Annotated in this window: 21 protein-coding genes; 9 read left to right on the top strand and 12 right to left on the bottom strand. The window is 69.5% G+C overall.

All coding sequences use genetic code 11. From position 1 onward, the window contains the following. Positions 1 to 78: 78 nt before the first annotated feature. From dnaG to rpsU, 6 genes are all read right to left on the bottom strand, one after another. Positions 79 to 1,875 carry a DNA primase gene (gene dnaG / locus H8B22_RS06290; protein ID WP_187713247.1) on the bottom strand — a complete coding sequence of 599 codons (1,797 nt, stop codon included), beginning with the start codon at positions 1,873 to 1,875 and terminating at the stop codon, positions 79 to 81. Next, on the bottom strand, positions 1,875 to 2,333 hold the full coding sequence (locus H8B22_RS06285; protein ID WP_187713246.1) for a hypothetical protein: 459 nt from the start codon (positions 2,331 to 2,333) through the stop codon (positions 1,875 to 1,877). The genes dnaG and H8B22_RS06285 overlap by 1 nt, the downstream gene beginning before the upstream one ends. A 9-nt stretch (positions 2,334 to 2,342) precedes the next feature. Beyond that, on the bottom strand, positions 2,343 to 2,870 hold the full coding sequence (locus H8B22_RS06280) for a GNAT family N-acetyltransferase (protein ID WP_187713245.1): 528 nt from the start codon (positions 2,868 to 2,870) through the stop codon (positions 2,343 to 2,345). Between the two features lie 2 nt (positions 2,871 to 2,872). Beyond that, positions 2,873 to 3,424, bottom strand: a complete 552-nt coding sequence (locus tag H8B22_RS06275) for a hypothetical protein (protein WP_187713244.1) — start codon at positions 3,422 to 3,424, stop codon at positions 2,873 to 2,875. Between the two features lie 16 nt (positions 3,425 to 3,440). Continuing rightward, positions 3,441 to 3,887, bottom strand: coding sequence for a GatB/YqeY domain-containing protein (locus H8B22_RS06270; RefSeq protein ID WP_187713243.1), 447 nt, complete (start codon positions 3,885 to 3,887; stop codon positions 3,441 to 3,443). A gap of 145 nt (positions 3,888 to 4,032) precedes the next feature. Continuing rightward, positions 4,033 to 4,248, bottom strand: coding sequence for a 30S ribosomal protein S21 (gene rpsU / locus H8B22_RS06265; RefSeq protein ID WP_036170822.1), 216 nt, complete (start codon positions 4,246 to 4,248; stop codon positions 4,033 to 4,035). A 141-nt stretch (positions 4,249 to 4,389) separates the two neighbouring features. On the opposite strand from rpsU, the gene tsaD reads away from it, so the two are divergent. From tsaD to H8B22_RS06245, 4 genes are all read left to right on the top strand, one after another. Beyond that, entirely contained in the window at positions 4,390 to 5,421 is a 1,032-nt protein-coding gene (tsaD, locus tag H8B22_RS06260) for a tRNA (adenosine(37)-N6)-threonylcarbamoyltransferase complex transferase subunit TsaD (RefSeq protein WP_187713242.1), read from the top strand. A gap of 40 nt (positions 5,422 to 5,461) precedes the next feature. Further along, positions 5,462 to 5,815 carry a dihydroneopterin aldolase gene (gene folB, locus H8B22_RS06255; protein WP_187713241.1) on the top strand — a complete coding sequence of 118 codons (354 nt, stop codon included), beginning with the start codon at positions 5,462 to 5,464 and terminating at the stop codon, positions 5,813 to 5,815. A 2-nt stretch (positions 5,816 to 5,817) separates the two neighbouring features. Beyond that, entirely contained in the window at positions 5,818 to 6,324 is a 507-nt protein-coding gene (folK, locus tag H8B22_RS06250; protein ID WP_187713240.1) for a 2-amino-4-hydroxy-6-hydroxymethyldihydropteridine diphosphokinase, read from the top strand. 225 nt (positions 6,325 to 6,549) lie between these two features. Beyond that, complete coding sequence (locus H8B22_RS06245; protein ID WP_187713239.1) at positions 6,550 to 7,377, top strand: DUF6159 family protein; 828 nt, start codon at positions 6,550 to 6,552, stop codon at positions 7,375 to 7,377. 220 nt (positions 7,378 to 7,597) lie between these two features. Here H8B22_RS06245 and H8B22_RS06240 read toward each other — a convergent pair whose 3' ends face one another. Beyond that, a complete protein-coding gene (locus H8B22_RS06240; protein ID WP_187713238.1) occupies positions 7,598 to 8,353 on the bottom strand; it encodes a pteridine reductase in 756 nt (251 codons plus the stop codon). A gap of 57 nt (positions 8,354 to 8,410) precedes the next feature. Here H8B22_RS06240 and H8B22_RS06235 point away from each other — a divergent pair, with 57 nt between their 5' ends. The 3 genes from H8B22_RS06235 to H8B22_RS06225 all read left to right on the top strand — a co-directional run bounded on the left by H8B22_RS06235 (position 8,411) and on the right by H8B22_RS06225 (position 12,799). Beyond that, positions 8,411 to 9,604 carry a class I SAM-dependent methyltransferase gene (locus H8B22_RS06235; protein WP_187713237.1) on the top strand — a complete coding sequence of 398 codons (1,194 nt, stop codon included), beginning with the start codon at positions 8,411 to 8,413 and terminating at the stop codon, positions 9,602 to 9,604. Then, positions 9,601 to 10,005, top strand: a complete 405-nt coding sequence (locus tag H8B22_RS06230; RefSeq protein ID WP_187713236.1) for a VanZ family protein — start codon at positions 9,601 to 9,603, stop codon at positions 10,003 to 10,005. The genes H8B22_RS06235 and H8B22_RS06230 overlap by 4 nt, the downstream gene beginning before the upstream one ends. A 184-nt stretch (positions 10,006 to 10,189) precedes the next feature. After that, positions 10,190 to 12,799, top strand: coding sequence for a TonB-dependent receptor plug domain-containing protein (locus H8B22_RS06225; protein WP_187713235.1), 2,610 nt, complete (start codon positions 10,190 to 10,192; stop codon positions 12,797 to 12,799). Positions 12,800 to 12,935: 136 nt separating this feature from the next. Here H8B22_RS06225 and H8B22_RS06220 read toward each other — a convergent pair whose 3' ends face one another. The 5 genes from H8B22_RS06220 to H8B22_RS06200 all read right to left on the bottom strand — a co-directional run bounded on the left by H8B22_RS06220 (position 12,936) and on the right by H8B22_RS06200 (position 17,467). Then, positions 12,936 to 14,162: a multifunctional CCA addition/repair protein gene (locus H8B22_RS06220; protein WP_187713234.1), complete on the bottom strand. Its 1,227-nt coding sequence runs from the start codon at positions 14,160 to 14,162 to the stop codon at positions 12,936 to 12,938. A 75-nt stretch (positions 14,163 to 14,237) separates the two neighbouring features. Beyond that, complete coding sequence (locus H8B22_RS06215; protein ID WP_187713233.1) at positions 14,238 to 14,555, bottom strand: hypothetical protein; 318 nt, start codon at positions 14,553 to 14,555, stop codon at positions 14,238 to 14,240. Positions 14,556 to 14,706: 151 nt separating this feature from the next. Next, complete coding sequence (locus H8B22_RS06210; RefSeq protein ID WP_225876296.1) at positions 14,707 to 14,880, bottom strand: PH domain-containing protein; 174 nt, start codon at positions 14,878 to 14,880, stop codon at positions 14,707 to 14,709. Between the two features lie 263 nt (positions 14,881 to 15,143). After that, the gene (locus tag H8B22_RS06205) at positions 15,144 to 15,347 is read right to left on the bottom strand and encodes a PH domain-containing protein (RefSeq protein WP_187713232.1); all 204 of its coding nucleotides are present in this window, start codon (positions 15,345 to 15,347) and stop codon (positions 15,144 to 15,146) included. Between the two features lie 26 nt (positions 15,348 to 15,373). Continuing rightward, positions 15,374 to 17,467: a lytic transglycosylase domain-containing protein gene (locus tag H8B22_RS06200; protein ID WP_407060827.1), complete on the bottom strand. Its 2,094-nt coding sequence runs from the start codon at positions 17,465 to 17,467 to the stop codon at positions 15,374 to 15,376. Between the two features lie 144 nt (positions 17,468 to 17,611). On the opposite strand from H8B22_RS06200, the gene H8B22_RS06195 reads away from it, so the two are divergent. Further along, the gene (locus H8B22_RS06195) at positions 17,612 to 18,418 is read left to right on the top strand and encodes a sulfite exporter TauE/SafE family protein (RefSeq protein WP_187713230.1); all 807 of its coding nucleotides are present in this window, start codon (positions 17,612 to 17,614) and stop codon (positions 18,416 to 18,418) included. Between the two features lie 161 nt (positions 18,419 to 18,579). Then, the gene (locus H8B22_RS06190) at positions 18,580 to 21,495 is read left to right on the top strand and encodes a TonB-dependent receptor domain-containing protein (protein WP_187713229.1); all 2,916 of its coding nucleotides are present in this window, start codon (positions 18,580 to 18,582) and stop codon (positions 21,493 to 21,495) included. The last annotated feature ends 77 nt before the right edge of the window (positions 21,496 to 21,572 follow it).

The raw sequence follows: 21,572 nt of genomic DNA, 5'->3' as shown, positions 1-21,572 counted from the left end.
CAGCTTTGTCGCTTGCGTCATGACCGGGGCAGCGTCACCCCGGGTGCGCTGCGCTTACCCGGGCTACGGAACCCCGGGCTACCGCGCGCCCATGTCCTGCCGGCGCGCCACACCCTGCAGTTCCAGCAGTTCGGCCTTGTCGGCCTGGGTCAGGGCGCTGAAGCCGCCTTCGCGCACGCGCGCTTCCAGCTGCGAGATGCGCTGCTTCACCGCCTGCGCATCGAGTCGGCCGATCGTGTCGAGGAAGGTCTGGCGACGGCTGTCCTCGTGCTCGAACACGCGCCCGTCCGCCTGCGTCGCCGCGGTCGATTCGACCGCGGGCGCCATCGCCAGGCGCATCAGGGCCGGGGCTTCGGCGCGCTCGGCGAAATGCTCCAGCAGCAACCCGGTGGAGATCTCCGGGCGCTGGTGCACGACTTCGATCATCTCCACCAGCAGGTCGACGCCCGGTTGCTCGAGCGAGGCGAAGTGCAATGACGACGGGATCGCCAGCGCCACCGACGGCTGCTGCAGCACCAGGGTGATCGCGGTGCGCACCAGCGAAGGCTTGTTCGCCTGCGCCGCGCCCATGCGCGCATGGGCGCGTTGCGCCGGCACCTGCGCCTCCGGCGCGCTCGCCCGCGCGCCCACGCCGGTGAGCTCGGTGAGGCGTTGTTTCATCAGGTCGCCGAAGGCGCCGTCGGGGATCTGCGCGAGCAGCGGCTTGGCGCGTTCGGCCAGGCGACCCTTGCCTTCCAGTGTCGTCAGGTTCACGTCGACGCTGAGCGAGTCGAACAGGAACTGCGACAGCGGCGTGGCGTCGCGCAGGCGCGTCTCGAAACCGTCGCGGCCTTCGCTGCGCACCAGCGTGTCCGGATCCTCGCCGTCGGGCAGGAACAGGAAGAACGCCTGGCGGCCGTCCTTCATCCGCGGCAGCACCGACTCCACCGCCTTCCACGCGGCGCTGCGCCCGGCGCGGTCGCCGTCGAAGCAGAAGTACACGTCGGGTGCGTTGCGGAACAGCAGTTCGGCGTGGTCGGGCGTGGTCGCGGTGCCGAGCGTGGCCACCGCCTGGGTCACGCCGTGCTGGAACAGCGCGACCACGTCCATGTAGCCCTCGACCACGATCAGGCGTTCGATCTTGTTGTGCGCCTGCCGCACCTGCCACAGGCCGTACAGCTCGCGGCCCTTGTGGAACAGCGGCGTCTCCGGCGAGTTGAGGTACTTGGGCGAGTCGTCCTTCTCCAGCACGCGGCCGCCGAAGGCGATCACGCGGCCGCGCCGGTCGTGGATCGGGAACATCACCCGGTCGCGGAACTTGTCGTAGACGTGGCCGCGTTCGTTCTTCGAGAACAGGCCGCCGCGTTCGAGCAGGCGCATGCGGCGTTCGTCGGTGCCGAGTGCGTCCTTGAGCGCGGAAAAGCCGTCCGGTGCATAGCCGACCATGAACTGCTCGCGGATCGTCGCGCTGACGTCGCGACCGTCGAGGTAGGCCTGCGCCTTCGCGCTGGAGTCCAGTTGCTTGTGGAAGAACTTCGCCGCCGCTTCCACCGCGGCGTAGAGGTCGTTGGTTTCCGGATTGACGTTGCGCTGCTGGGTGTCGCGCGGCACTTCCATGCCGACGCGCTTGGCCAGTTCCTCGACCGCGTCGAGGAACTCGAGGCGGTCGTAGTTCATCAGGAACGAGATCGCCGTGCCGTGCGCGCCGCAGCCGAAGCAGTGGTAGAACTGCTTGGTCGGCGACACGGTGAACGACGGCGAGCGTTCGTCGTGGAACGGGCAGCGCGCCGAATACTCCTTGCCCTGCCGCTTGAGCGGCACGCGCGCACCGATGATCTCCACGAGGTCGGATCGTGCGAGGAGATCGTCGATGAAGCCGTCGGGGATGCGTGCCATCAGAGCACTCCCCAATGTTTGGCTTGCATGCGCAAAAGACCGTCGAGACCGAAATGGCCGGCGAAGCCTGGGCGTACGACCGCCTTCCCCTTGATGAATTTCGCCGGCTGGCAGGCGTACCCCTTGCTGGCTTGCGGACGAATCGCGTTGTGTGGCATCCACGCGATCAGGTCAGGTGCGGCGCCCGCAACGTCCGTTGGAAAATACGGCAGTACCAGTGCCATATCGGGATGCAACTGGCTTAGTTTTCCGACGTAACCGTAGACCGCCTTGTCGGTCTTCTCGAGGCCCGGGTAGAGACCTTTCACTTGGACGGGGCGAATCAGCACCTCGCCGTCGACTTCCTTCGAGGCCATGAAATCGAAACCCACGTCCCGCTTGGGAAAGTACACGCTCCAGCCCGCGTCCCCCATCAAGCCGGCTACGTAAAGTTCGGCGAAGTAATCGCGGGTGGTCATGCTGTCAGTCTAACTGCCCGCTTGTGCTGCCAGCTTCTGCAATGCTTCGCCGGTGAGGCGCTGCACGGTCCATTCGTCCATGCCGGTGGCGCCCAGGCTGCGGTAGAAGTCGATCGCCGGCGTGTTCCAGTCCAGCACCGACCATTCGAAGCGGCCGCAGCCGCGTTCGACCGCGAGCTTGGCGAGATGGGTCATCAGCACCTGGCCGACGCCGCGGCCGCGGAATTCGGGACGCACGAACAGGTCTTCCAGGTACAGGCCGCGGCGGCCGAGCCAGGTCGAGAAGTTGTGGAAGAACAGGGCGAAGCCCGCGGGGCGGCCGTCGACGTCGGCGATCACCACTTCCGCGCCCGGCGTGGCGCCGAACAGGTTGCTGGCGAGCAGCGTTTCGTCGGCGTGCACCGCATCGGGCTCGCGCTCGTACTCGGCCAGTTCGCGGATGAAGGCGAGGATCAGCGCCACGTCGTCGCGCGTGGCGGCGCGCAGGGTGACGCCGGGGCGGTGGGTGGCGATCGGATCGGTGGGGAGCGCGGTCATGGTCACGGCCGTTGCGCGCGTTCGATCGCGCGGGTGAGCAGGGGGCTGGCGATCGGTTCGTCGGCGCGCAGGCCGAGTTTCTGCAGCAGCGGCTGCAGCGCGCCGGCATGCGGTTCCAGCAGCGCATCGTCCAGCGAATGATGGAACACGATCCGCACCGGTGCCCAGCGGCCGAGTTGGGCGATCAGGCCGCGGTCGTCCCCGCGCCGCGCGCTGCGGCCGAGGACGTGGATTTCCAGCGGCACGGGCCGGTGAGCGGCGGCGGCCGGGCTCGCGCGCAGGTCCGCGAGCGCGGCCACCCCGAGCGCGGCCGGCGTGCGCAGGTGCTCGCGCAGGTCGTCGGCGGCCAAGCGGTCGCCGCCGATACGGGGCGCGTGCGCGGCGAAGTCGCGGGCCAGGTCCTCGCGGTCGGTGAGCGAGCGTGTCAGCAGCAGGACCGCGGCGCGCTGGCGCAGGGCGTGGTCGACCTGGGCGCGCACGCCGCGCGCGCAGGCCGGGGCGTCGATCCAGACCCGGTCCTCGACCGGCGTGGTGCGACGGAACCAGCCGAACATGGCAGGCCGTCCGGGTTCAGCCGGCGAAGCGCTTCTTCACCAGCGCCGACACCTGGCCCATGTCGGCCTGGCCGGCGAGCTTCGGCTTGAGCACGCCCATCAGCTTGCCCATGTCGGCCGGGCCGGTCGCGCCGGTCTCGGCGATGGCGGCCTCGATCGCGGCCAGGACCTCGGCCTCGCCCATCTTCTCGGGCAGGTAGCGCTCGATCACCACCATCTCGGCGCGCTCGATCGCGGCCAGGTCGGCGCGGGCGGCGGCCTCGTACTGGCTGATCGAATCCTTGCGCTGCTTGACCGCCTTTTCCAGCACGGCGATCACGCCGGCGTCGTCCAGCTCGACGCGCTCGTCGACTTCCCGCTGCTTGATCGCGGCGTTGATCAGGCGGATCACGCCGAGGGTGTCCTTGTCGCCGCCCTTCATGGCGGCCTTCATGTCGTCGGTGAGGCGTTGCTTGAGGGACATGGGAATCTCCTGGATCGGGAAGACGGGCGGGGCGGGCGGCCCGCAACGGGCGCGGATCCCCGGGAACTAGAAATGCAAAAAGCCGGCAGCGCAGTGCGCGGCCGGCTTCTGCCAGACTGCAGGCGGGCGCAGGCCCGCCGGGCAATCAGTACAGGCGCTGACGCTTGGTGACGTCGCGCGAGGTGCGGCGCGCCTGGCGCTTCACCGCGGCGGCAGCCTTGCGCTTGCGTTCCTGCGTCGGCTTCTCGTAGAACTCGCGCTTGCGGGTCTCGGCCAGGACACCGGCCTTTTCGCAGGTGCGCTTGAAGCGGCGGAGCGCAAACTCGAAGGGCTCGTTTTCGCGGACTTTGACGCTGGGCATACGTAATCTCGTTGGTGGACAACCCGGGCGGACCGGGAGAGCCGCGTATGATAGCCGCGCCCTCCGGCCGCGTGCAACCTCTGCGGCCACGCGCCTGCCGGCGCGGTGCAAATTCCCCGCGCAGACCCCATATCCGCCCCCATGAACGTCCTCGGCATCGAAACCAGTTGCGACGAAACCGGCGTCGCCGTGTACAGCACCGGCACGGGCGGCGGCGAACCCGGCCTGCGCGCCCATGCGGTCTACAGTCAGATCGCCCTGCACGCCGAATACGGCGGGGTGGTGCCCGAGCTGGCCAGCCGCGACCACGTGCGCAAGCTGCTGCCGCTGATCCGCCAGACCCTGGCCGAGTCCGACCTGGCGGTCGCCGACATCGACGGCGTCGCCTACACCGCCGGGCCGGGGCTGGTCGGCGCCCTGCTGGTCGGCGCCGGCGTGGCGCGCTCGCTGGCCTGGGCGCTGGACGTGCCGGCGATCGGGGTCCACCACATGGAAGGCCACCTGCTGGCGCCGCTGATGGAGGACGCCAGCACCCGGCCGCCCTTCGTGGCCCTGCTGGTGTCCGGCGGCCACACCCAGCTGGTCGCGGTCGAGGCCATCGGCCGCTACCGCCTGCTCGGCGAGACCCTCGACGACGCCGCCGGCGAGGCCTTCGACAAGACCGCGAAGATGATGGACCTGCCGTACCCCGGTGGCCCGCAGCTGGCGGCATTGGCCGAACAGGGCCAGCCGGGCCGCTTCAAGTTCGCCCGGCCGATGACCGACCGGCCCGGCCTGGATTTCAGTTTCAGTGGCCTGAAGACCCAGGTGCTGCTGGCCTGGCGCGACAGCGACCGCGCAGCGCAGACCAAGGCCGACATTGCCCGCGCCTTCGAGGACGCGGTGGTCGACACCCTGGCGATCAAGTGCGAGCGCGCGCTGGACGCCACCGGCTTCGACACGCTGGTGATCGCCGGCGGCGTCGGCGCCAACAAGCGCCTGCGCGCGAAGCTGCAGGCGCTGGCGGAACGGCGCGGCGGTCGCGCCAGCTTCCCGCGGCCGATGTTCTGCACCGACAACGGCGCGATGATCGCCTTCGCCGGCGCGCTGCGCCTGCAGGCCGGCCAGCACGGCGATGCCTCGGTGCGGGTGACGCCGCGCTGGGACATGGCGACGCTGCCGGAAGTCGCGTAGCGTTCCGCCCTCCCCGTCGTTCGGACAGGCAACGAGTCGCATGGACAAGGTCTTCATCGAAGCCCTCGAGATCGAGGCGCTGATCGGCATCTACGACTGGGAGCGCCGCATCCGCCAGCCGCTGCTGTTCGACGTCGAGATGAGCTTCGACAACCGCATCCCCGCGGCCTCCGATGCGATCGCGGACACGCTGAACTACAAGGCGGTGAGCAAGCGCCTAATCGAATACGTGTCACAGTCGGACTTCGGCCTGGTCGAAACGCTGGCCGAACGCGTGGCGGCGATCATCCTCGACGAGTTCGGCGTGCAGCACGTGCGGCTGAAGCTGAGCAAGCCCGGCGCGGTGCGCGGCGCGCGCGCGGTGGGCGTGATCATCGAGCGCAGCAAGCCCTGATCGTGAGCAAGGCCTACCTCAGCCTCGGCAGCAACCGCGAGCCGGAACAGCACCTGCGCGCCGCCATCGCCGCGCTGCGCGAGCAGTTCGGCACCATCGTGCTGTCGGAGGTCTACCGCACGCGCGCGGTCGGCTTCGACGGCGGCGATTTCCTCAACGCGGCGGCGATCGTCGACACCGCGCTCGATCCGTTTGCGTTGAACGCGTGGCTGCACGCGCTGGAAGATGCGCACGGCCGCGACCGCAGTGGCCCGCGCTTCGGTGACCGCACCCTGGACATCGACATCGTGCTGTTCGACGACCTGGTGCTGCACGGCGACGGCCACCCCGGATCAAGTCCGGGGCAGGCTCTGCAGATCCCGCGCGACGAACTGAAGCACGCCTTCGTGCTGCGACCGCTGGCCGAGATCGCGCCGGACGTGGTGGTGCCCGGCACGGCGCGCACCCTGGCGCAGCTGTGGGCCGCACACGCCGATCGCGCGACGCCGATGGAGAGCGTCGAGCTCTGATGCCATAGGCGTCATTCCGGGTTCCACCGCCGTCTTCCGGGCGCAGCGAGGAACCGGCTTTCCTGCGCAAATGGTGATCGGACGTTCGCCGTCATCCGCCGCGGACGCGGCGTGGCCGTACCCATCGCTTTCCGGCTACCGCGGGCCCGCGGCCGTGACTTGCGCCGTTCACGTTCTGGTCCGAGGATGCGGCCTTGCCATGAGGCAGCCAAAGGGGAAGGAACGATGTTCGACAGGTTTTCGCGCAGCTGGGAACTGGCCAAGGCGAGCGCCGCAGTGCTGCGCTCCGACAAGGAGCTGATGCTGTTCCCGGTCATCTCGGGGCTTATGACGCTGGTGGTGCTGGCGACGTTCCTGCTGCCGGTGTGGGCGCTGCGCGTGTTCAGCGACGGCTTCAACCTGTTCGGCGCGATCGTCGTGTTCGCGTTCTATTTCTGCCAGTACGCGGTGATCCTGTTCTGCAACTGCGCGCTGGTCGGTGCGGCGATGATCCGCCTCGACGGCGGCGATCCCACCCTCGCCGACGGCTTCAACGCGGCCAAGGCGCGCCTGCCGGCGATCCTCGGTTACGCCGCCATCGCAGCCACCGTGGGCCTGCTGCTCAAGCGCATGAAGGACGACGACAACTTCCTCGTGCGCATCCTCGGCAGCGGCCTGGGCGCGGCGTGGACACTGGCGACGTTCCTGGTCGTGCCGGTGCTGGTCAGCCAGAACGTCGGCCCGGTCGACGCGTTGAAGCAGAGTGCGAGCCTGCTCAAGCGCACCTGGGGCGAGAACGCGATCGGCAACGTCGGTATCGGCATGGTCTTCGGCTTCATCAGCCTCGGCATCGTGCTGGTCGGCGGCCTGCTCGCCTACCTGGCCGCGCAGGTGTCGCTGCTGCTGGCGATCGCGGTCGGTGTGGTGTTCGTGATCGCGCTGCTGCTGCTGGGCGTGTACCAGGCCGCGCTGAGCGGCATCTATTCGGCGGCGCTGTACCGCTATGCCACCCAGGGCGAGGCGCCCCCGGCATTCCGCGGCATGCAACTGGAACACGCGTTCCAGCCGAAGTAAGTGTGCTGCGCGTCATCCCTCGCCCCGCTTGCGGGGAGAGGGACAGCGTCGCGCAGCGACGCAGGGTGAGGGGAAGTAGTGCGATCAGCTCGTACGCATCGTCGCTTCGCTCGCCCCTCATCCGCCCTTCCCTCAACGGCTGTTGCCGTTTCGACCTTCTCCCCGCAAGCGGGGAGAAGGAAGCGTCACGGTGATCGCGGCGCCGACACCACGGTGGCGTTCACGCATCCAGCAATCGCCCGCCATCCAGGTGCAGCACCTGGCCGGTGCTGTAGTGGGCGTCCTGCAGCAGCCAGCGCACGGCTTCGGCGACTTCCTCCGGCGTGCCGGTGCGGCCCAGCGGCGTGCGTGCGAGCAGCTGCTGTTGCCGCTCGGTATCGCCGCCCTGCTCCTGGCCAGCGTGGTCCGGCCACAGGATCGCGCCCGGCGACACCGCGTTGACGCGCACCTGCGGGCCCAACTCCAGCGCCAGCGACTTGGTCAGCATCAGCAGCGCCGCCTTGGCCATGCAGTAGACGGTGTGCTGGCGCAGCGGGCGCTCGCCGTAGATGTCGGCGAGGTTGACGATCGCGCCGCGCGTCGCGGCCAGGTGCGGGGCCGCGGCCTGGGCGAGGAAGAACGGCGCGCGCGCGTTGCTGGCGAACAGGGCGTCCCACTGCGCCGGCGTGGTGGTGCCGATCGGCGTCGGTGCGAACGCGGATGCGTTGTTCACCAGTGCATCGAGCCGGCCGAAGCGGCCGATGGCGTGGGCGACGAGCTCGGGCAGGCGATCGAAGTCGGCCAGTTCGGCCTGCTGCACGAAGGTGCTGCCCGGCCGTGCCTGCTCCAGCAGCGCGGCCAGCGCGTCCATCTCGCCGCGCGAATGCCGGCAGTGCAGGGCGAGGTCGTAGCCGGCCGCGTGCAGGGTGCGCGCGATCGTCGCGCCGAGGCGGCGCGCGCTGCCGGTGACCAGGGCGACGGGGCGGGCGGAATTCATGCCGGGCGGTTCCTTCGAGTCGCGGCATTGTGCACGCGGCAGCGGCGATAATGCCGCATGACTTCGAGCCGCCTCTCCACCCTGCCCACGCCCGACGCCGACGCGCTCGCCCACAGCGAGCGCCTCGCCGCGCTGATCCGCCACGAGATCGCCGGCAACGACGGCGCGATCCCGTTCTCGCGTTTCATGGAGCTGGCGTTGTACGCGCCGGGCCTGGGCTACTACAGCGCCGGCGCGCACAAGTTCGGCGAAGCCGGCGATTTCGTCACCGCGCCCGAGATCGGTCCGATCTTCGCCGCCTGCGTCGCCGAAAGCCTGGCGCCGGTGCTGCAGCAGATCGGCGCGGGCGCGTTGTTCTTCGAACTCGGCGGCGGCAGCGGCGCGTTCGCCGAAGTCGCGCTCAAGCGCCTGCTCGAACTCGATGCGCTGCCCGACCGCTACCTCATCCTCGAACCCAGCGCCGACCTGCGCGAGCGCCAGCGCGAGCGCCTGCAGCAGCACCTGCCGCCGACCCTGTTCGAACTGGTGGAGTGGTTGAACGGCCCATTGCCGGACGAATGGGACGGCGTGCTGTTCGCCAACGAAGTCATCGACGCCTTGCCGACGCCGCGTTTCGCGATCCGCGACGGCGAGGTGTACGAGGAGCACGTGGTGGTCGAGGGCGATCGCTTCGCGCGCACGCTGCGTCCGGCCGATGCCTTCCTCGGCAACGCCGTGCGCCACCTCGAACGTTCGCTCGGCCACCCGTTCGCCGAGGGCTATCGCTCGGAAGTGCTGCCGCAGCTGCCGTACTGGATCCAGGCCGTGTCCGGCGGCATGCGCCGCGGCGCGATGCTGTTCGTCGACTATGGTTATCCGCGCGGCGAGTACTACCAGGCCGAGCGCGACGACGGCACGCTGCGCGCGTACTACCGCCACCGCATGCACGACGATCCCTTGCTGTGGCCGGGCCTGCAGGACCTCACCGCTTCGGTCGATTTCACCGCACTGGCCGAGGCCGGGGTGGCGGCGGGCTTCGACTTCGCCGGGTACTGCACCCAGGCCAGCTTCCTGCTCGGCAACGGCCTGGCCGGCGTGCTCGAACGCATCGAGCGCATGCACGACGCCAACGAGCAGCAGCGCCGCCGCGCCGAGGTGAAGAAGCTCACCCTGCCCAGCGAGATGGGCGAGCGCTTCCAGGCGATGGGCTTCGCCAAGGACGTGGAGTTCGGCGTCGCCTTCATGGCCGGCGACCTGAGCTTCCGCCTGTGAACGCGTCGCCCGCACGGGCGCTGCGCGGATTCAAGCGGCCCGGGCTGTGGCTGGGCCTGTGGGGGCTGGCGATCGCCACGGTGGTCGCGGCCTCGCTGATGCCGCCGCCGGCGATGGCGGTGCCGCGCAACTTCGACAAGGTCGAGCACCTGCTGGGCTACGCCGCGCTGTCGGCCTTCGCGGTCCAACTGTTTGCGCAGCGCAGCATGCAACTGCGGGCCGCGGCCGGGCTGGTGCTGCTGGGCATCGCGCTCGAGTTCGCGCAGGCCTTGCTGACCACCACGCGCATGGCCGACCCGGCCGACGCGCTGGCCAACGCCCTGGGCGTGGCGCTGGGATTCGCCCTGTCGTACACGGGCGCCGCGCGGTGGCTGGAGCGGTTCGACCGGCGTTTGCCCTAGGCCGCCCCGCTGCGGCGCTCGCACGGAACCGCCCGGTGGGCACCGCCCGGGCAAAATCCCCATGGTCGGCAAGGCCTGCCGCCAACTTGCGCAAAGGTTAAAAATTCCTGAAGCTCGGCTCCAGGGCTCGACAGGGGGAGCCCTTCCGCCATCCGCATCCCGCATCCGCAGAGGAAGTCCGAGCATGCCCGTCATCCACCGCAATCGTCTGGCGCTGGCCGTCATCGCCACGCTCGCCGCAGGCACCGCAGTGCCCGTATTCGCCCAGGAAAGCCCGCAACCCGCTCCTCAGGCCGAGGCCGCCGCGCCCGCTGCGGAGAAGGGGGCGACGACGCTGGAAACCGTGTCGGTGCTGGGCAGCCGCACCAAGCCGCGCACCGAGGCCACCTCGGCAGTGCCGATCGACATCATCGGCGGCGAGGAATTCCACAACCAGCCGGCGGTCGACGTGCTCGACAAGATGCGCACGCTGATTCCGTCGTTCAACGTCAGCACCATCCCGATCGACGACGCCGCCAGCCTGGTGCGCCCGGCCAACCTGCGCGGCCTGCCGCCGGACAACACCCTGATCCTGGTGAACGGCAAGCGCCGCCACCGCGCCGCGGTCATCACCTTCCTCGGCCACGGCCTGTCCGATGGCTCGCAGGGCCCGGACATCTCGGTATTCCCGTCGATGGCGCTGGAGCAGGTGGAAGTGCTGCGTGACGGCGCCGCCGCCCAGTACGGTTCCGACGCCATCGCCGGCGTGATCAACTTCGGTCTCAAGCGCATCGACCACGGCGGCACCGTGGAAGCCTTCGCCGGCGAGTACTACGAAGGCGACGGCTTCACCCAGCAGTACGGCGCCCAGGTCGGCCTGCCGCTGACCGCGAACGGCTTTGCCACCCTGACCGCCGAATGGCGCAGCGCCGACCCGACCTCGCGCAGCGTGCAGCGCGACGACGCCGCCGCCAACACCGCCGCCGGTTACCCGGGCGTGGCCGATCCGGCGCAGGTCTGGGGTTCGCCCGAGACGCACGAGGACATGAAGTTCGTCGCCAACTTCGGCATCTCCGGCGAGAGCGTCGACTTCTACGGCTTCGGCAACTACGCCAAGCGCGACGTCGAAGGCGGCTTCTACTACCGCGATCCGACCAGCCGCGGCGGCGTGTATTCGAACGACGGTGGCGACACCCTGCTGATCGGCGACCTCAACACCGCCAACGCCGTGACCTGCCCGACCATCGCGCTGCGCGACGGCAGCGGCAACCTGCTGCCGTACGCGGGCGTTGCCGCGGCGGTCGCCGCGCTGCCGGCGGAATGCTTCACCTGGCTGTCGCAGTTGCCGGGCGGCTTCACCCCGCACTTCGGCGGCCGCATGGAGGACAGCTCGCTGGTGCTCGGCGTCAAGGGCGTGTGGGGCGACGGCTGGCACTGGGACCTGAGCGGCGGCTACGGCAAGAACGAGATCTCGTTCTACATGCTCAACACCATCAACTCGTCGATGGGCCCGAGCCAGCCGGCCGAGAACGAATTCGCTCCCGGCGGCAACACGCAGACCGAAACCAACTTCAACTTCGATGTCGCCCATGACTTCGAAACCGGCTTCACCAGCGGCCTGCTGAGCGTGGCGATGGGTGCGGAGTGGCGCAAGGAAGAGTTCGAGATCAGCGCCGGCGACTACTCGTCGTACGCGATCGGCCCGCTGACCCAGCAGGGCTTCAGCATCGGCTCCAACGGCTTCCCGGGCTTCAACCCGACCACTGCCGGCTCGCACGCCCGCGACAACTGGGCGCTGTACGTCGACGTCGAGGCGCCGCTCACCGAGCAGTTCCGCCTGGCCGCGGCCGTCCGCCACGAGGACTACGAGGACTTCGGCGGCACCACCAACTGGAAGCTGACCGGTCGCTACGACTTCACCGAAGCCTTCGCCGTGCGCGGTGCGGTCAGCACCGGCTTCCGCGCGCCGACCCCGGGCCAGTCCAACGTCAGCCAGGTGACCACGGCATTCATCGACGGCGAACTGCGCGACACCGCGACCCTGCCGCCGACGCTGCTGGTGGGCCTGTTCCCCGGCGCCGAACCGCTGAAGCCGGAGGAATCCAAGAACGCCTCGCTGGGCCTGGTCTGGAACAGCGGCAACTGGCTGGTCACGGCCGACGCGTACCGCATCGAGGTGACGGACCGCATCGCCCGCAGCACCGACTTCGACGTCACCCAGGCCGACCGCGACGAGCTGGCTGCCCGTGGCCATCCCGAGCTGGCGTCGCTGAGCCGCGTGGGCTTCTTCGTCAACGACTTCGACACCACCACCAGCGGCGTCGACCTGGTCGCCAGCTACGACACCGACCACTTCGGCGGCAAGACCACCTACTCGCTGGCGGCCAACTGGAACAAGACCGAGGTCGATGACTTCACCCCGGGCATCATCTCCGCGGCGCGCGTCAAGAAGCTGGAAGAGTCGCTGCCGCGCACCAAGGGCTACCTCAGCGTCAACCACCAGCGCGACGTGTTCCACGCCAATGCGCGCGTGAGCTACTACGGCTCGTTCTACGAGGATCACCTCGACAGCGACGTGGTCTCGGCCGCGGACGGCGGCCTGCCGATCTACGGCGGCAGCGCGGTGACGGTGGACGCCGAGATCGGCTGGAAGTTCGCTTCGGGCCTGTACGTCGACCTCGGCGCGCAGAACCTGTTCGACAAGGTGCCCGACGAGAACCCGTGGGGTGGCGTCGCCGGTGCGAAGTACCCGGTGCACGCGCCGTACGGCTTCAACGGCGGCTTCTACTACGGCCGCATCGGCTACAAGTTCTGAGGCCACGACGGGCGCGAAGCGGGTTCCGCTTCGCGCTCCGTTCGCCACGTAGTACGCGAACGCCGGACGGTCAGCGAGACCGTCCGGCGTTTTCTTTGTGCGACGTGCTGCGCCGCGTGACGCCGTGTCGGCGCGGCTAGACCTTCTTGCCGGTGGCCGAGGCGATCGCGATGATCCGCGCCTCGCGCAGGGCTTCGCCGACTTCCGGCCCCTGCAGCTGACCGGCAAGGTCGGCGGCGCGCACCGACATCGCCGCGGCGTGCGCGTCGCGCAGCAACTGGCCGGCGGGGTAGTCCGTGTCGGCCAGGCCGGCACGGCCGCGCTTGTCGGCTTCGCAGGCGAGCGCGATCCGCGCGATGCGTTCGGGCCGGCGGAAGCCGTCGCAGCGCGCGATCAGTTCGTACAGCGTCGACGCGCGCAGTTCGGCGAGCCGGTGCACGTTGAGGTGCTCGCGGCACACGCACTCGGCAAGCTGGCGGTGCTCCACCGGCACCTTCAGCCGCTCGCACAGTTCGCGCAACGGGGCGATGCCGGCGTTCTCGTGGCCGATGTGCTTGGGCAGCACGTGTTCCGGGGTGAGCGCCTTGCCGAGGTCGTGGGTGAGCGCGGCGAAGGCGACCGGCTCGTCGCCCGGCGCGAGCACGGCCGCCATGTCGCACACGAGTTCGACGTGCACGCCGGTGTCGATTTCCGGGTGGTATTCGGCGCGCTGCGGCACGCCGTAGAGCGCGTCGACTTCCGGCAGCACCACCGCCAGCGCGCCGCACTCGCGCAGCGTGCGCAGGAAGGCCGACGGCGTCGCGCTGATGAGCGCGCGGCGCAGCTCCTGCCAGACGCGTTCGGGGGTGAGTTCGGTCAGTTCACCGCTGAACACCATTTCGCGCATCAACGCCAGGGTTTCCGGGGCGACGGTGAAGCCCAGCGCGGCGAAGCGCGCCATGAAGCGGGCGGCGCGCAGCACGCGCAGCGGATCCTCGGAGAAGGCCGGGCTGACATGGCGCAGCACGCGCGCCTCGAGGTCGCGCACGCCGCCGTAGGGATCGATCAGGCGTCCGGCGTCGTCCTGCGCGATCGCGTTGATGGTGAAGTCGCGGCGCTGCAGGTCTTCCTCCAGCGTCACCGACGGATCGGCGTCCACCGCGAAGCCGCGGTAGCCGCGCCCGGACTTGCGTTCGGTGCGGGCGAGCGCGTACTCCTCGCCGGTGTCGGGATGCAGGAAGACGGGGAAGTCGCGGCCGACGGCGCGGAAGCCCGCGCGTTCCATCGAGTCCTGGGTTTCGCCGACCACGACAAAGTCGCGGTCGCCGTGGCCGAGGCCGAGCAGGCGATCGCGGACGGCGCCGCCGACGAGGTAGGTCTTCATGAGTCGCACCCGGCGGCACCCTGCCGCCGGGAGGATCTTAGTGGCTGGCGCGCGGATGCGCCGCGACGGCGTCGCTCAGCGGACGTCGGACTGCGGCGACAGGCTGCCATTCGAACGGACCTGGTCGCGCGCCTGGTCGCGTTCGCGGCGGCGTTCGCCGACCGTGCGGCAGGCGCGCTGGACCATCAGGCTGCCGGTGCGTTGTTCGCGGCGGCAGACCAGGCGGTCGTCCTTGTCCTGCGTGGATTCGACGGTGGTGGCCGTGTTCGCAGCGGGGGCCGGCGCGGCAGGAGCCGGCGCGACGGCGGCCGGTGCCGCGGTTGCGGTGGAAGGCAGTGCAGCGGACGCCTGCTCGGCGGGCGCCTGCGCCGTCGTGGCCTGGCCTGCCAACAAGAGCAAAGAGATCAGAACCGGCGGTGCGAACATCGTTGTCCCCTTCAATTCAGCGCGTCATGCGCGGATCGGGACACGCTAGCGCGGGGCGCGGCGCCGGGCTTTGCCTACCTTGGCCGTGCGGTGCGTGGCCGATGCGGCACGTGCGCGCTCAGCGCGGGGCGTGCTGGGCGAGCAGGGCGACGATTTCCTGCGCGCCGGCATCACGGCCGAGGCTGCGCGAGAGCGGCGCGGGCTGGCCCGACACCCAGATGCGCAGTTCGGCCTCGAGGTCGAAATGCCCGGCGGTCTCGATCGAGAACATCACGATGCTGCGATAGGGCACGCTGAGGTAGGGGCTGTTAATGCCTTTCGGACAGGTCGCGTTGCTCCCCAGCGGCCGTCAGGTGGTGCTGCGCGCTGAAGCGCCTTGCTGATTGCAAGGTCGAGGCGCGCGGCGCCGCATGGCGGCCGCTGGGGAGCAACCCGAAGGGCCGAGCCTGAGCGTGCGCGATTCAGCGTCATCACTCGGTTGCGTATCGACATACGCGCCCTCGCTCTTCCTTGCCTCGCACACGCTCAGGCTCGGCGCGACCTGTCCGAAAGGCATTAACAGCCCCCGATCTTGCTGCCGGTCACACCCTGCTTGTTGACGAAGACCAGGCGGCGGTCGGTGAACACGATCAGGTCGCGGACCAGCCCGAACGCGCGCTGCAGGGTTTCGCCGGGGGCGAGCAGTGGGGCGAAGTCTTCCGCGATGCGCTCGAGGTTCTTCGCGCTGGCGCGGCCCAGCAGCGTGTCGATCAATCCCATGGCTTCATCCAAGTGGTTGTGGCGCGTCAGCGACGACGCTTCGGTTGCGCGGGCGTGGGCGGCGTCGCCGGCGGCGCAACGGAAGGCGGCGGTGCCACCGCGAGCGGGCAGACGAACTTGCGGCGCGGTCCGTCGAGGCGGCCGCGCATGCGTTCGCCCAGGGCGAGCGCATCGCCGTTGAGGCGCCAGTCGTAGAGCACGCTGAAGGCCAGCACGCGGGCGACGTAGTCGCGCGTCTCCTTGTAGCTGATCGTCTCGATCCAGAAGTCCGGGTCCATGCCCGGCCGTTGCGACTGCCAGCGCGACAGCGGCGCCGGCCCGGCGTTGTAGCCGGCGATGGCCTGGTAGGGCTGGCCGCCGTACTTGTCGAGCAGCTGCCGCAGGTAGGCGCTGCCGAGGACGATGTTGGTGTCCGGGTCGTAGAGCGACTCCGCACCGCCCCAGTCCAGGCCGAGCGTGCGCGCGACGGTCGCGCCGGTGCCCGGCAGGATCTGCATCAGGCCCATCGCATTGGCGCCGGAACGCGCGCGCGGATCGAACACGCTCTCGGCGCGGATCTCGCCCGCGACCCAGGCCGGATCGAGGCGGTTGGTCCTCGCCTCGCGGCGGATCGTCGCGTCGTGGTGCAGGGGGAAGCGCAGCGTGTACAGCCGCAGTTCGTCGGTGCGCGCTTCGCCCGCGGGCGTCTTGCCGAGCGCGAACACGGCGCGGTCGAACCAGCCGTGCGATTGCGCCACTTCCACCGCCAGCCGGCGCTGGGTGTCGTCGAACCGGCGCAGCGCCGCGTCCCATTCGCGCGTCGCCCAGCCGCGGCGATCGATGCGGTACAGCGCCACCGCGCGCACGAGGCCGGGATCGCGCGCCACCGCCTGGCGCTGTGCCTCGGTATCCATCGGCAGCCACGGGCACAGCGTGTACGAGGCGTTGATGCGATCGGCGGCGAGGAAGCCGTGGAACTCCGGCTTGTTCGCGGCTTCGCGGTACAGGCGTTGCGCGGTCGCCTTGTCGCCCGTGAGCTCGGCCAGGCGCGCCTCGAAATACTGCCAGCGCGAATCGCCGCGCTGCTTGTCGCCCATGCGGCGGATCGCGGCCAGCGCCGCCGGCCAGTCCGAACGCGCCATCGCTTCGCGTGCGCGCCATTCGTGCAGGCGTTCGTCGTAGGCGCTGGCGGGCACGGCCTCGAGACGGCGCGCGGATTCGGGTTCGTACGAGGCCACCGTCCACAGCGCGACCTGGTACAGCACGCGGCCGCGGTCGGCCTCGCTGAAGTTCAACGCCTGCGCGTACTGCGGCAGTTGCGCTTCGGCCGCCAGCGGCACGGACCGGGCGAGGCGGGCGAGGCCGTAGGAGGCCATGTGCGCGCTGCGTTCGGTCTTGGGCCAGTTCAACGCGCGGGTGTGGATCGCCTCGAGGAAGGCCGCGTAGTCGTTGGCGAGCGCGGCGTCGTCCGCGGGCAGGCCACGCGCGGCGCTGCGCATGGTGGCCGGCTCGCCTGCGGCGGCGGCCTTGTCGATGCGTTCCCAGCGCAACGGCGCGTCCAGTGCGCCCTTCGCCGCGAGCGCGTCGAACAGGGCATCGCAGTTCGGCGGCAGCGCCTTGTCCGCGCCGCGCCACAAGGCCTGCACCTCGCCGGCCCACTGCGCATCGTCGCGGCCGAGTGCGCGGCGCGCCTGCAGCTCGGCGCAGCGCAGGCCGGTGTTGGCGATCGACGGCTTCCAGGCGGCCAACAGCCCGGCCCAGTCTTCGCGGCGCGAGGCCTGGGCGACCCAGAGTTCGCGGAACGCCTCGGCGGCCGGCTGGCCGTCGTAGCGGGCGAGGAAGGACTGCGCCTGCTCGATGCGCAGGGATTCGATATCGCGTCGCAGGTACGCGTATTCGATCCAGGCGTACAACGGATGCCGCGCGAGGTCGGCGTATTGGCCGGCGTCGAAGTCGCCGCGTTCGGCGGCCTCGATCGCGGCCTGCACGCGCAGCAGTTGCGGATCGGCGCGGACGATGGCCGCGGCCACGGGCGAGGCCTGCGCCTGGCCGCTCCAATGCAACGAGGAGGTGCCGGACATCATGGGCAGGGCCCCGGCCACGACTGCTGCCAGTGTGGTGAGGAATATGCGGGGGGACATATGGCCCGACTATAGCCGAGCCATGTGAATGGACGGTCGCCGTGCGATGTGCATGACGCGATGTGCATGCGCGCACCGTCTGCTGCGCGTCGCGCGTTAGGATCGCGGCGTTTCGCCGGCAGCCCGCCGGCCATGGGAGTGCGCATGCTGCTGTCGGTGGTGTTGTTCCTCGCGCTCGGCGCGATCGCGGGCGTGCTGGCGGGCCTGCTCGGTGTCGGTGGCGGCCTGGTGCTCGTCGCAGCGTTGGCCTGGCTGCTGCCGAACGTGGGCGTGCCGAAGGACGCGGCGATGCATGCGGCGCTGGCGAGTTCGCTGGCGAGCATCGTGCTGACCGCGGCGGCTTCGGCGCGCGCGCACCACGGCCGCGGCAGCGTGCTGTGGCCGACCGTGCGCTGGATGGTGCCGGGCCTGCTGCTCGGCGGCTGGCTCGGCAGCGGCGTGGCGGTGCGCATCGACGGCGACGTGCTGCGCTGGGTGGTCGCGGGCTACTGCCTGCTGGCCGCGGCGCAGCTGACCTTCGGTGGCCGCCGCGCACCCGCGGCCGGGACGGTGGACGTGGTGGCCCCGCACGGCGCGCCGATGACCGTCGCGGGCGTCGCGATCGGCGCGGTGTCGGCGGTGGTCGGCATCGGCGGTGGCAGCATGACCGTGCCGTTGCTGGTCTGGCGCGGCGTGGCGCCGGTGCGTGCGGTCGGCACGTCCTCGGCCTGCGGCGTCGCGATCGGCATCGCCAGTGCCGTCGGCTACGCCCTCAATGCGCCCGATGGTGCGCTGCCGCAATTCGCCGTCGGCTACGTCTACCTGCCCGCGGCGATCGGGGTGGCGGCCACGTCGGTGCTGGCCGCGCCGTACGGCATGCGCCTGGCGCACCGCCTCGACGGCGCCACGCTCAAACGCGTGTTTGCGGGATTCCTGGTCGCGGTGGGATCGAGCCTGGCCCTGGGGGGTTAGCGAGCGGCCACGTTTGCCCAAGCAGGTGTTACTTCTGACCGCTTGTGGCCGATTCACTAAACGTTTACAACTCGGCGACGCCGCATAGCGTCGCGGCGTTCCCTTGTGCGCCCCCAGCTACCCAGCCCCAGCTATTCATAAGAATCCAGGAGAGAGAGTCCATGAAAGCGCTGCGCCACCAACCTCTGGCGAAAGCCATCCAGCTGTCCTTGCTGATCAGTGTGCCCGGCCTGGCGGCCGCCCAGGATGCGCCCGCCCCGGCGGCGGAGCAGAAGGCCACGACCCTCGACACCATCACGGTGACCGGTTCGCGCATCAAGCGCACCGACATCGAAACCGCCAGCCCGGTGTTCCAGATCGATCGCCAGGCGATCGACGCGACCGGTGCGCAGACCATCGGCGCCTTCATCCAGTCGGTGCCGTCGATGGCCGGCGCGGCGACCAATCCCTCGGTGAACAACGGCGGTAGCGGCCCCGGCGGTCCCAACCCCAGCGGTACCGGTGCAGCCACCATCTCGCTGCGCGGCCTCACCGAGGTGCGCACGCTGATCCTGGTCAACGGCCGCCGCATCGTCACCAGCGACGTGAACTCGATCCCGATGGCGATGGTCGAGCGCGTCGAGATCCTCAAGGACGGCGCCTCGGCGATCTACGGCTCCGACGCCGTGGGCGGCGTGGTCAACTTCATCATGCGCCGCAACTTCGAAGGCTCGCAGGTGACCGTCGACTACGGCATCAGCGGCCAGGACGACGGCGAGCGCTACGGCATCAGCGGCACGCTGGGCCTGAGCGGCGATCGCGGCAGCTTCATCCTCGGCGTCAACTACCACAACCAGAAGGAAGTCCTCGCAGCCGATCGCGACTTCTCCAAGAACGCGTTGACGTTGTACGCGGGTTCGGTCGTGGTCGGTGGCTCCTCGCGCACGACGACCGGTCGCTACGCGGTGCCGGAGAGCATTGCCGGTTTGGACTGCAATGGTGACGGCGACTTCGCTGATACCGCGGGCCTCACCCATATCGCGGGTACGCCGGGAACGAGCGTCGGCGATTTCCGTTGCTTCACCGGCGCCGACCTCTTCAACTACCAGGCGGTCGGTAACGTCGAGCTGACCCCGCAGGAACGCACGGGCGTATTCCTGACCGGTAACTATGACGTCACCGAGAACGTGAGCGCCTATCTGGACGCGTTCTTCAACCGCACCAGCTCGGCCAGCCAGATCGCGCCGCTGCCGTTCGACGGCCGCCCCGGCAACGACAGCGTGGTGATTTCCGCCGACAACATCTACAACCCGTTCGGCGTCGACATCGTCGATAGCCGCCTGCGCGTCAGCGACCTCGGCAACCGCCGCTTCTCCTTCAACACCGAGGTCAACCAGTTCAACGGCGGCCTGAAGGGCAACTTCGGCGACAGCACCTGGTCGTGGGACGCCGGCGTGAGCTACGGCCGCATCACCCAGCGCCTGAGCACCAGCGGTTACATGCAGTCGTCGAAGCTGGCCGATGGCCTCGGTCCGTCGTTCATCGACGCCAACGGCGTCGCCCGTTGCGGTACGCCGACCGAAATCATCGCCAACTGCGTGCCGCTCAACTTCTTCGGCGTTCCGTACGACCTCAACACGCCGGAAGGACAGGCCGCCAAGGATGCGCTGGCAGCGATCACGGTTGAGTCGAACACGCACAAGGTGCAGGTGCTGCGTGGCTTCCAGGCCAACTTCGCCGGTGACCTGTTCGAGCTGCCGGCCGGTACGGTGAAGGCGGCGGTGGGCGTGGAGTACCGCAAGGCCAGCCTGAATTTCACCCCGGACTCGTTGTCGACCCTGAACCCCGACGCCGACTTCACCTGCGAGATCTCCAGCGAAGCCTGCGCCTCGCGCACCTCCGGCTTCACCGAGACCAAGGAAGTCTACGGCGAAGTGCTGATTCCGGTGCTGGCCGACGCCCCGTTCGCCAAGTCGCTCAACCTGACCCTGGGCACCCGCTACTCGCGCTACAACAGCTTCGGCAACACCACCAACAGCAAGCTGGGCGTGGAATGGCGCCCGATGGACAGCCTGCTGCTGCGCAGCACCTATGCGCAGGTGTTCCGTGCGCCGACCGTCACCGACCTGTATGGCGGCCTGTTCGCCTTCTCGGCGGGCTATACCGATCCGTGCGTGGGCTACACCGGTCCGTTGAACGGCAACCCGGCGTGCCAGGGCGTGCCCAACGACGGCAGCTACCGCGCGCCGGATACGCAGCTGTCGGCGTTCGTTGGCGGCAACCCGGACCTGAAGCCGGAAGAAGGCAGCGTCTTCACCATGGGCATGGTCTATGAGCCGGAATGGCTGCCGGGCTTCTCGACCACCATCGACGCCTGGAAGGTGCACCTGGACGACACGATCGGCACCTTCGGTACCTTCACGATCCTGCAGGAATGCTTCCGCAGCACCGTGGCCAACCCGTCGCCGTTCTGCTCCCTGTTCTCGCGTGATCCGAACTCGGGTGACCCGGTCCGCCTGTTCGACCGCGTCGACAACGTGGGTGACACCGACACCAAGGGCGTCGACATCGGCTTCCGCTACAAGACCGAAACCCCGTGGGGTCGTATCCGCGCCAGCCTGGACACCACCTATGTGGCGCAGTACGACACCAAGATCATCGTGGACGGTGTGGTCACCGCGGAACAGCACAACGCGGGTACGTACCTGGGTTCGGCCAACGGCGGCCTCGGCAACTACAGCCGCTGGCGTGGCATTGGCGTCCTGGGTTGGGACATGGGCAACTGGGACGCGCAGTGGACGACCCGCTACATCCACGGCTTCCGCATCGGCAACGAAGATGTGCCCACCGTGCCTTGCGCTGACCGCACCGGCGGCCCGATCTGCGAACTGGACTTCGGTGCGCAGACCTACCACAACCTCGAGGTGGGCTATAAGTTGCCGTGGAACATGAGGGTGCGCGTGGGCGTCGACAACCTGTTCGACAAGCAGCCGCCGATCATGTACCAGAACAACACGGCCGACGGTAATACCGATCCGCAGACGTTCGACACGGTGGGCCGCTACTACTGGGCCAACTTCACCGTCAACTTCAAGTGATGGCGGTGCGGTAACCGATGTGGTGAAAGGGAAAGGCCGCGCGATGCGCGGCCTTTCTTTTTGCAGGCGCCCTGTCG

It is taken from the genome of Lysobacter terrestris, assembly GCF_014489475.1.
Classification (GTDB): Bacteria; Pseudomonadota; Gammaproteobacteria; order Xanthomonadales; family Xanthomonadaceae; genus Agrilutibacter; species Agrilutibacter terrestris.
This window is presented reverse-complemented; position numbering and strand designations above follow the sequence as displayed.

Coding starts and splice junctions, on each gene's coding strand:
- H8B22_RS06280 (WP_187713245.1), bottom strand. CDS start 2,870: ATGACCGCGCTCCCCACCGATCCGATCGCCACCCACCGCCCCGGCGTC.
- H8B22_RS06245 (WP_187713239.1), top strand. CDS start 6,550: ATGTTCGACAGGTTTTCGCGCAGCTGGGAACTGGCCAAGGCGAGCGCC.
- H8B22_RS06285 (WP_187713246.1), bottom strand. CDS start 2,333: ATGACCACCCGCGATTACTTCGCCGAACTTTACGTAGCCGGCTTGATG.
- rpsU (WP_036170822.1), bottom strand. CDS start 4,248: ATGCCCAGCGTCAAAGTCCGCGAAAACGAGCCCTTCGAGTTTGCGCTC.
- H8B22_RS06240 (WP_187713238.1), bottom strand. CDS start 8,353: ATGAATTCCGCCCGCCCCGTCGCCCTGGTCACCGGCAGCGCGCGCCGC.
- H8B22_RS06200 (WP_407060827.1), bottom strand. CDS start 17,467: ATGTCCCCCCGCATATTCCTCACCACACTGGCAGCAGTCGTGGCCGGG.
- folB (WP_187713241.1), top strand. CDS start 5,462: ATGGACAAGGTCTTCATCGAAGCCCTCGAGATCGAGGCGCTGATCGGC.
- H8B22_RS06205 (WP_187713232.1), bottom strand. CDS start 15,347: ATGGGATTGATCGACACGCTGCTGGGCCGCGCCAGCGCGAAGAACCTC.
- H8B22_RS06270 (WP_187713243.1), bottom strand. CDS start 3,887: ATGTCCCTCAAGCAACGCCTCACCGACGACATGAAGGCCGCCATGAAG.
- H8B22_RS06275 (WP_187713244.1), bottom strand. CDS start 3,424: ATGTTCGGCTGGTTCCGTCGCACCACGCCGGTCGAGGACCGGGTCTGG.
- tsaD (WP_187713242.1), top strand. CDS start 4,390: ATGAACGTCCTCGGCATCGAAACCAGTTGCGACGAAACCGGCGTCGCC.
- dnaG (WP_187713247.1), bottom strand. CDS start 1,875: ATGGCACGCATCCCCGACGGCTTCATCGACGATCTCCTCGCACGATCC.
- H8B22_RS06225 (WP_187713235.1), top strand. CDS start 10,190: ATGCCCGTCATCCACCGCAATCGTCTGGCGCTGGCCGTCATCGCCACG.
- H8B22_RS06190 (WP_187713229.1), top strand. CDS start 18,580: ATGAAAGCGCTGCGCCACCAACCTCTGGCGAAAGCCATCCAGCTGTCC.
- H8B22_RS06195 (WP_187713230.1), top strand. CDS start 17,612: ATGCTGCTGTCGGTGGTGTTGTTCCTCGCGCTCGGCGCGATCGCGGGC.
- H8B22_RS06235 (WP_187713237.1), top strand. CDS start 8,411: ATGACTTCGAGCCGCCTCTCCACCCTGCCCACGCCCGACGCCGACGCG.
- H8B22_RS06220 (WP_187713234.1), bottom strand. CDS start 14,162: ATGAAGACCTACCTCGTCGGCGGCGCCGTCCGCGATCGCCTGCTCGGC.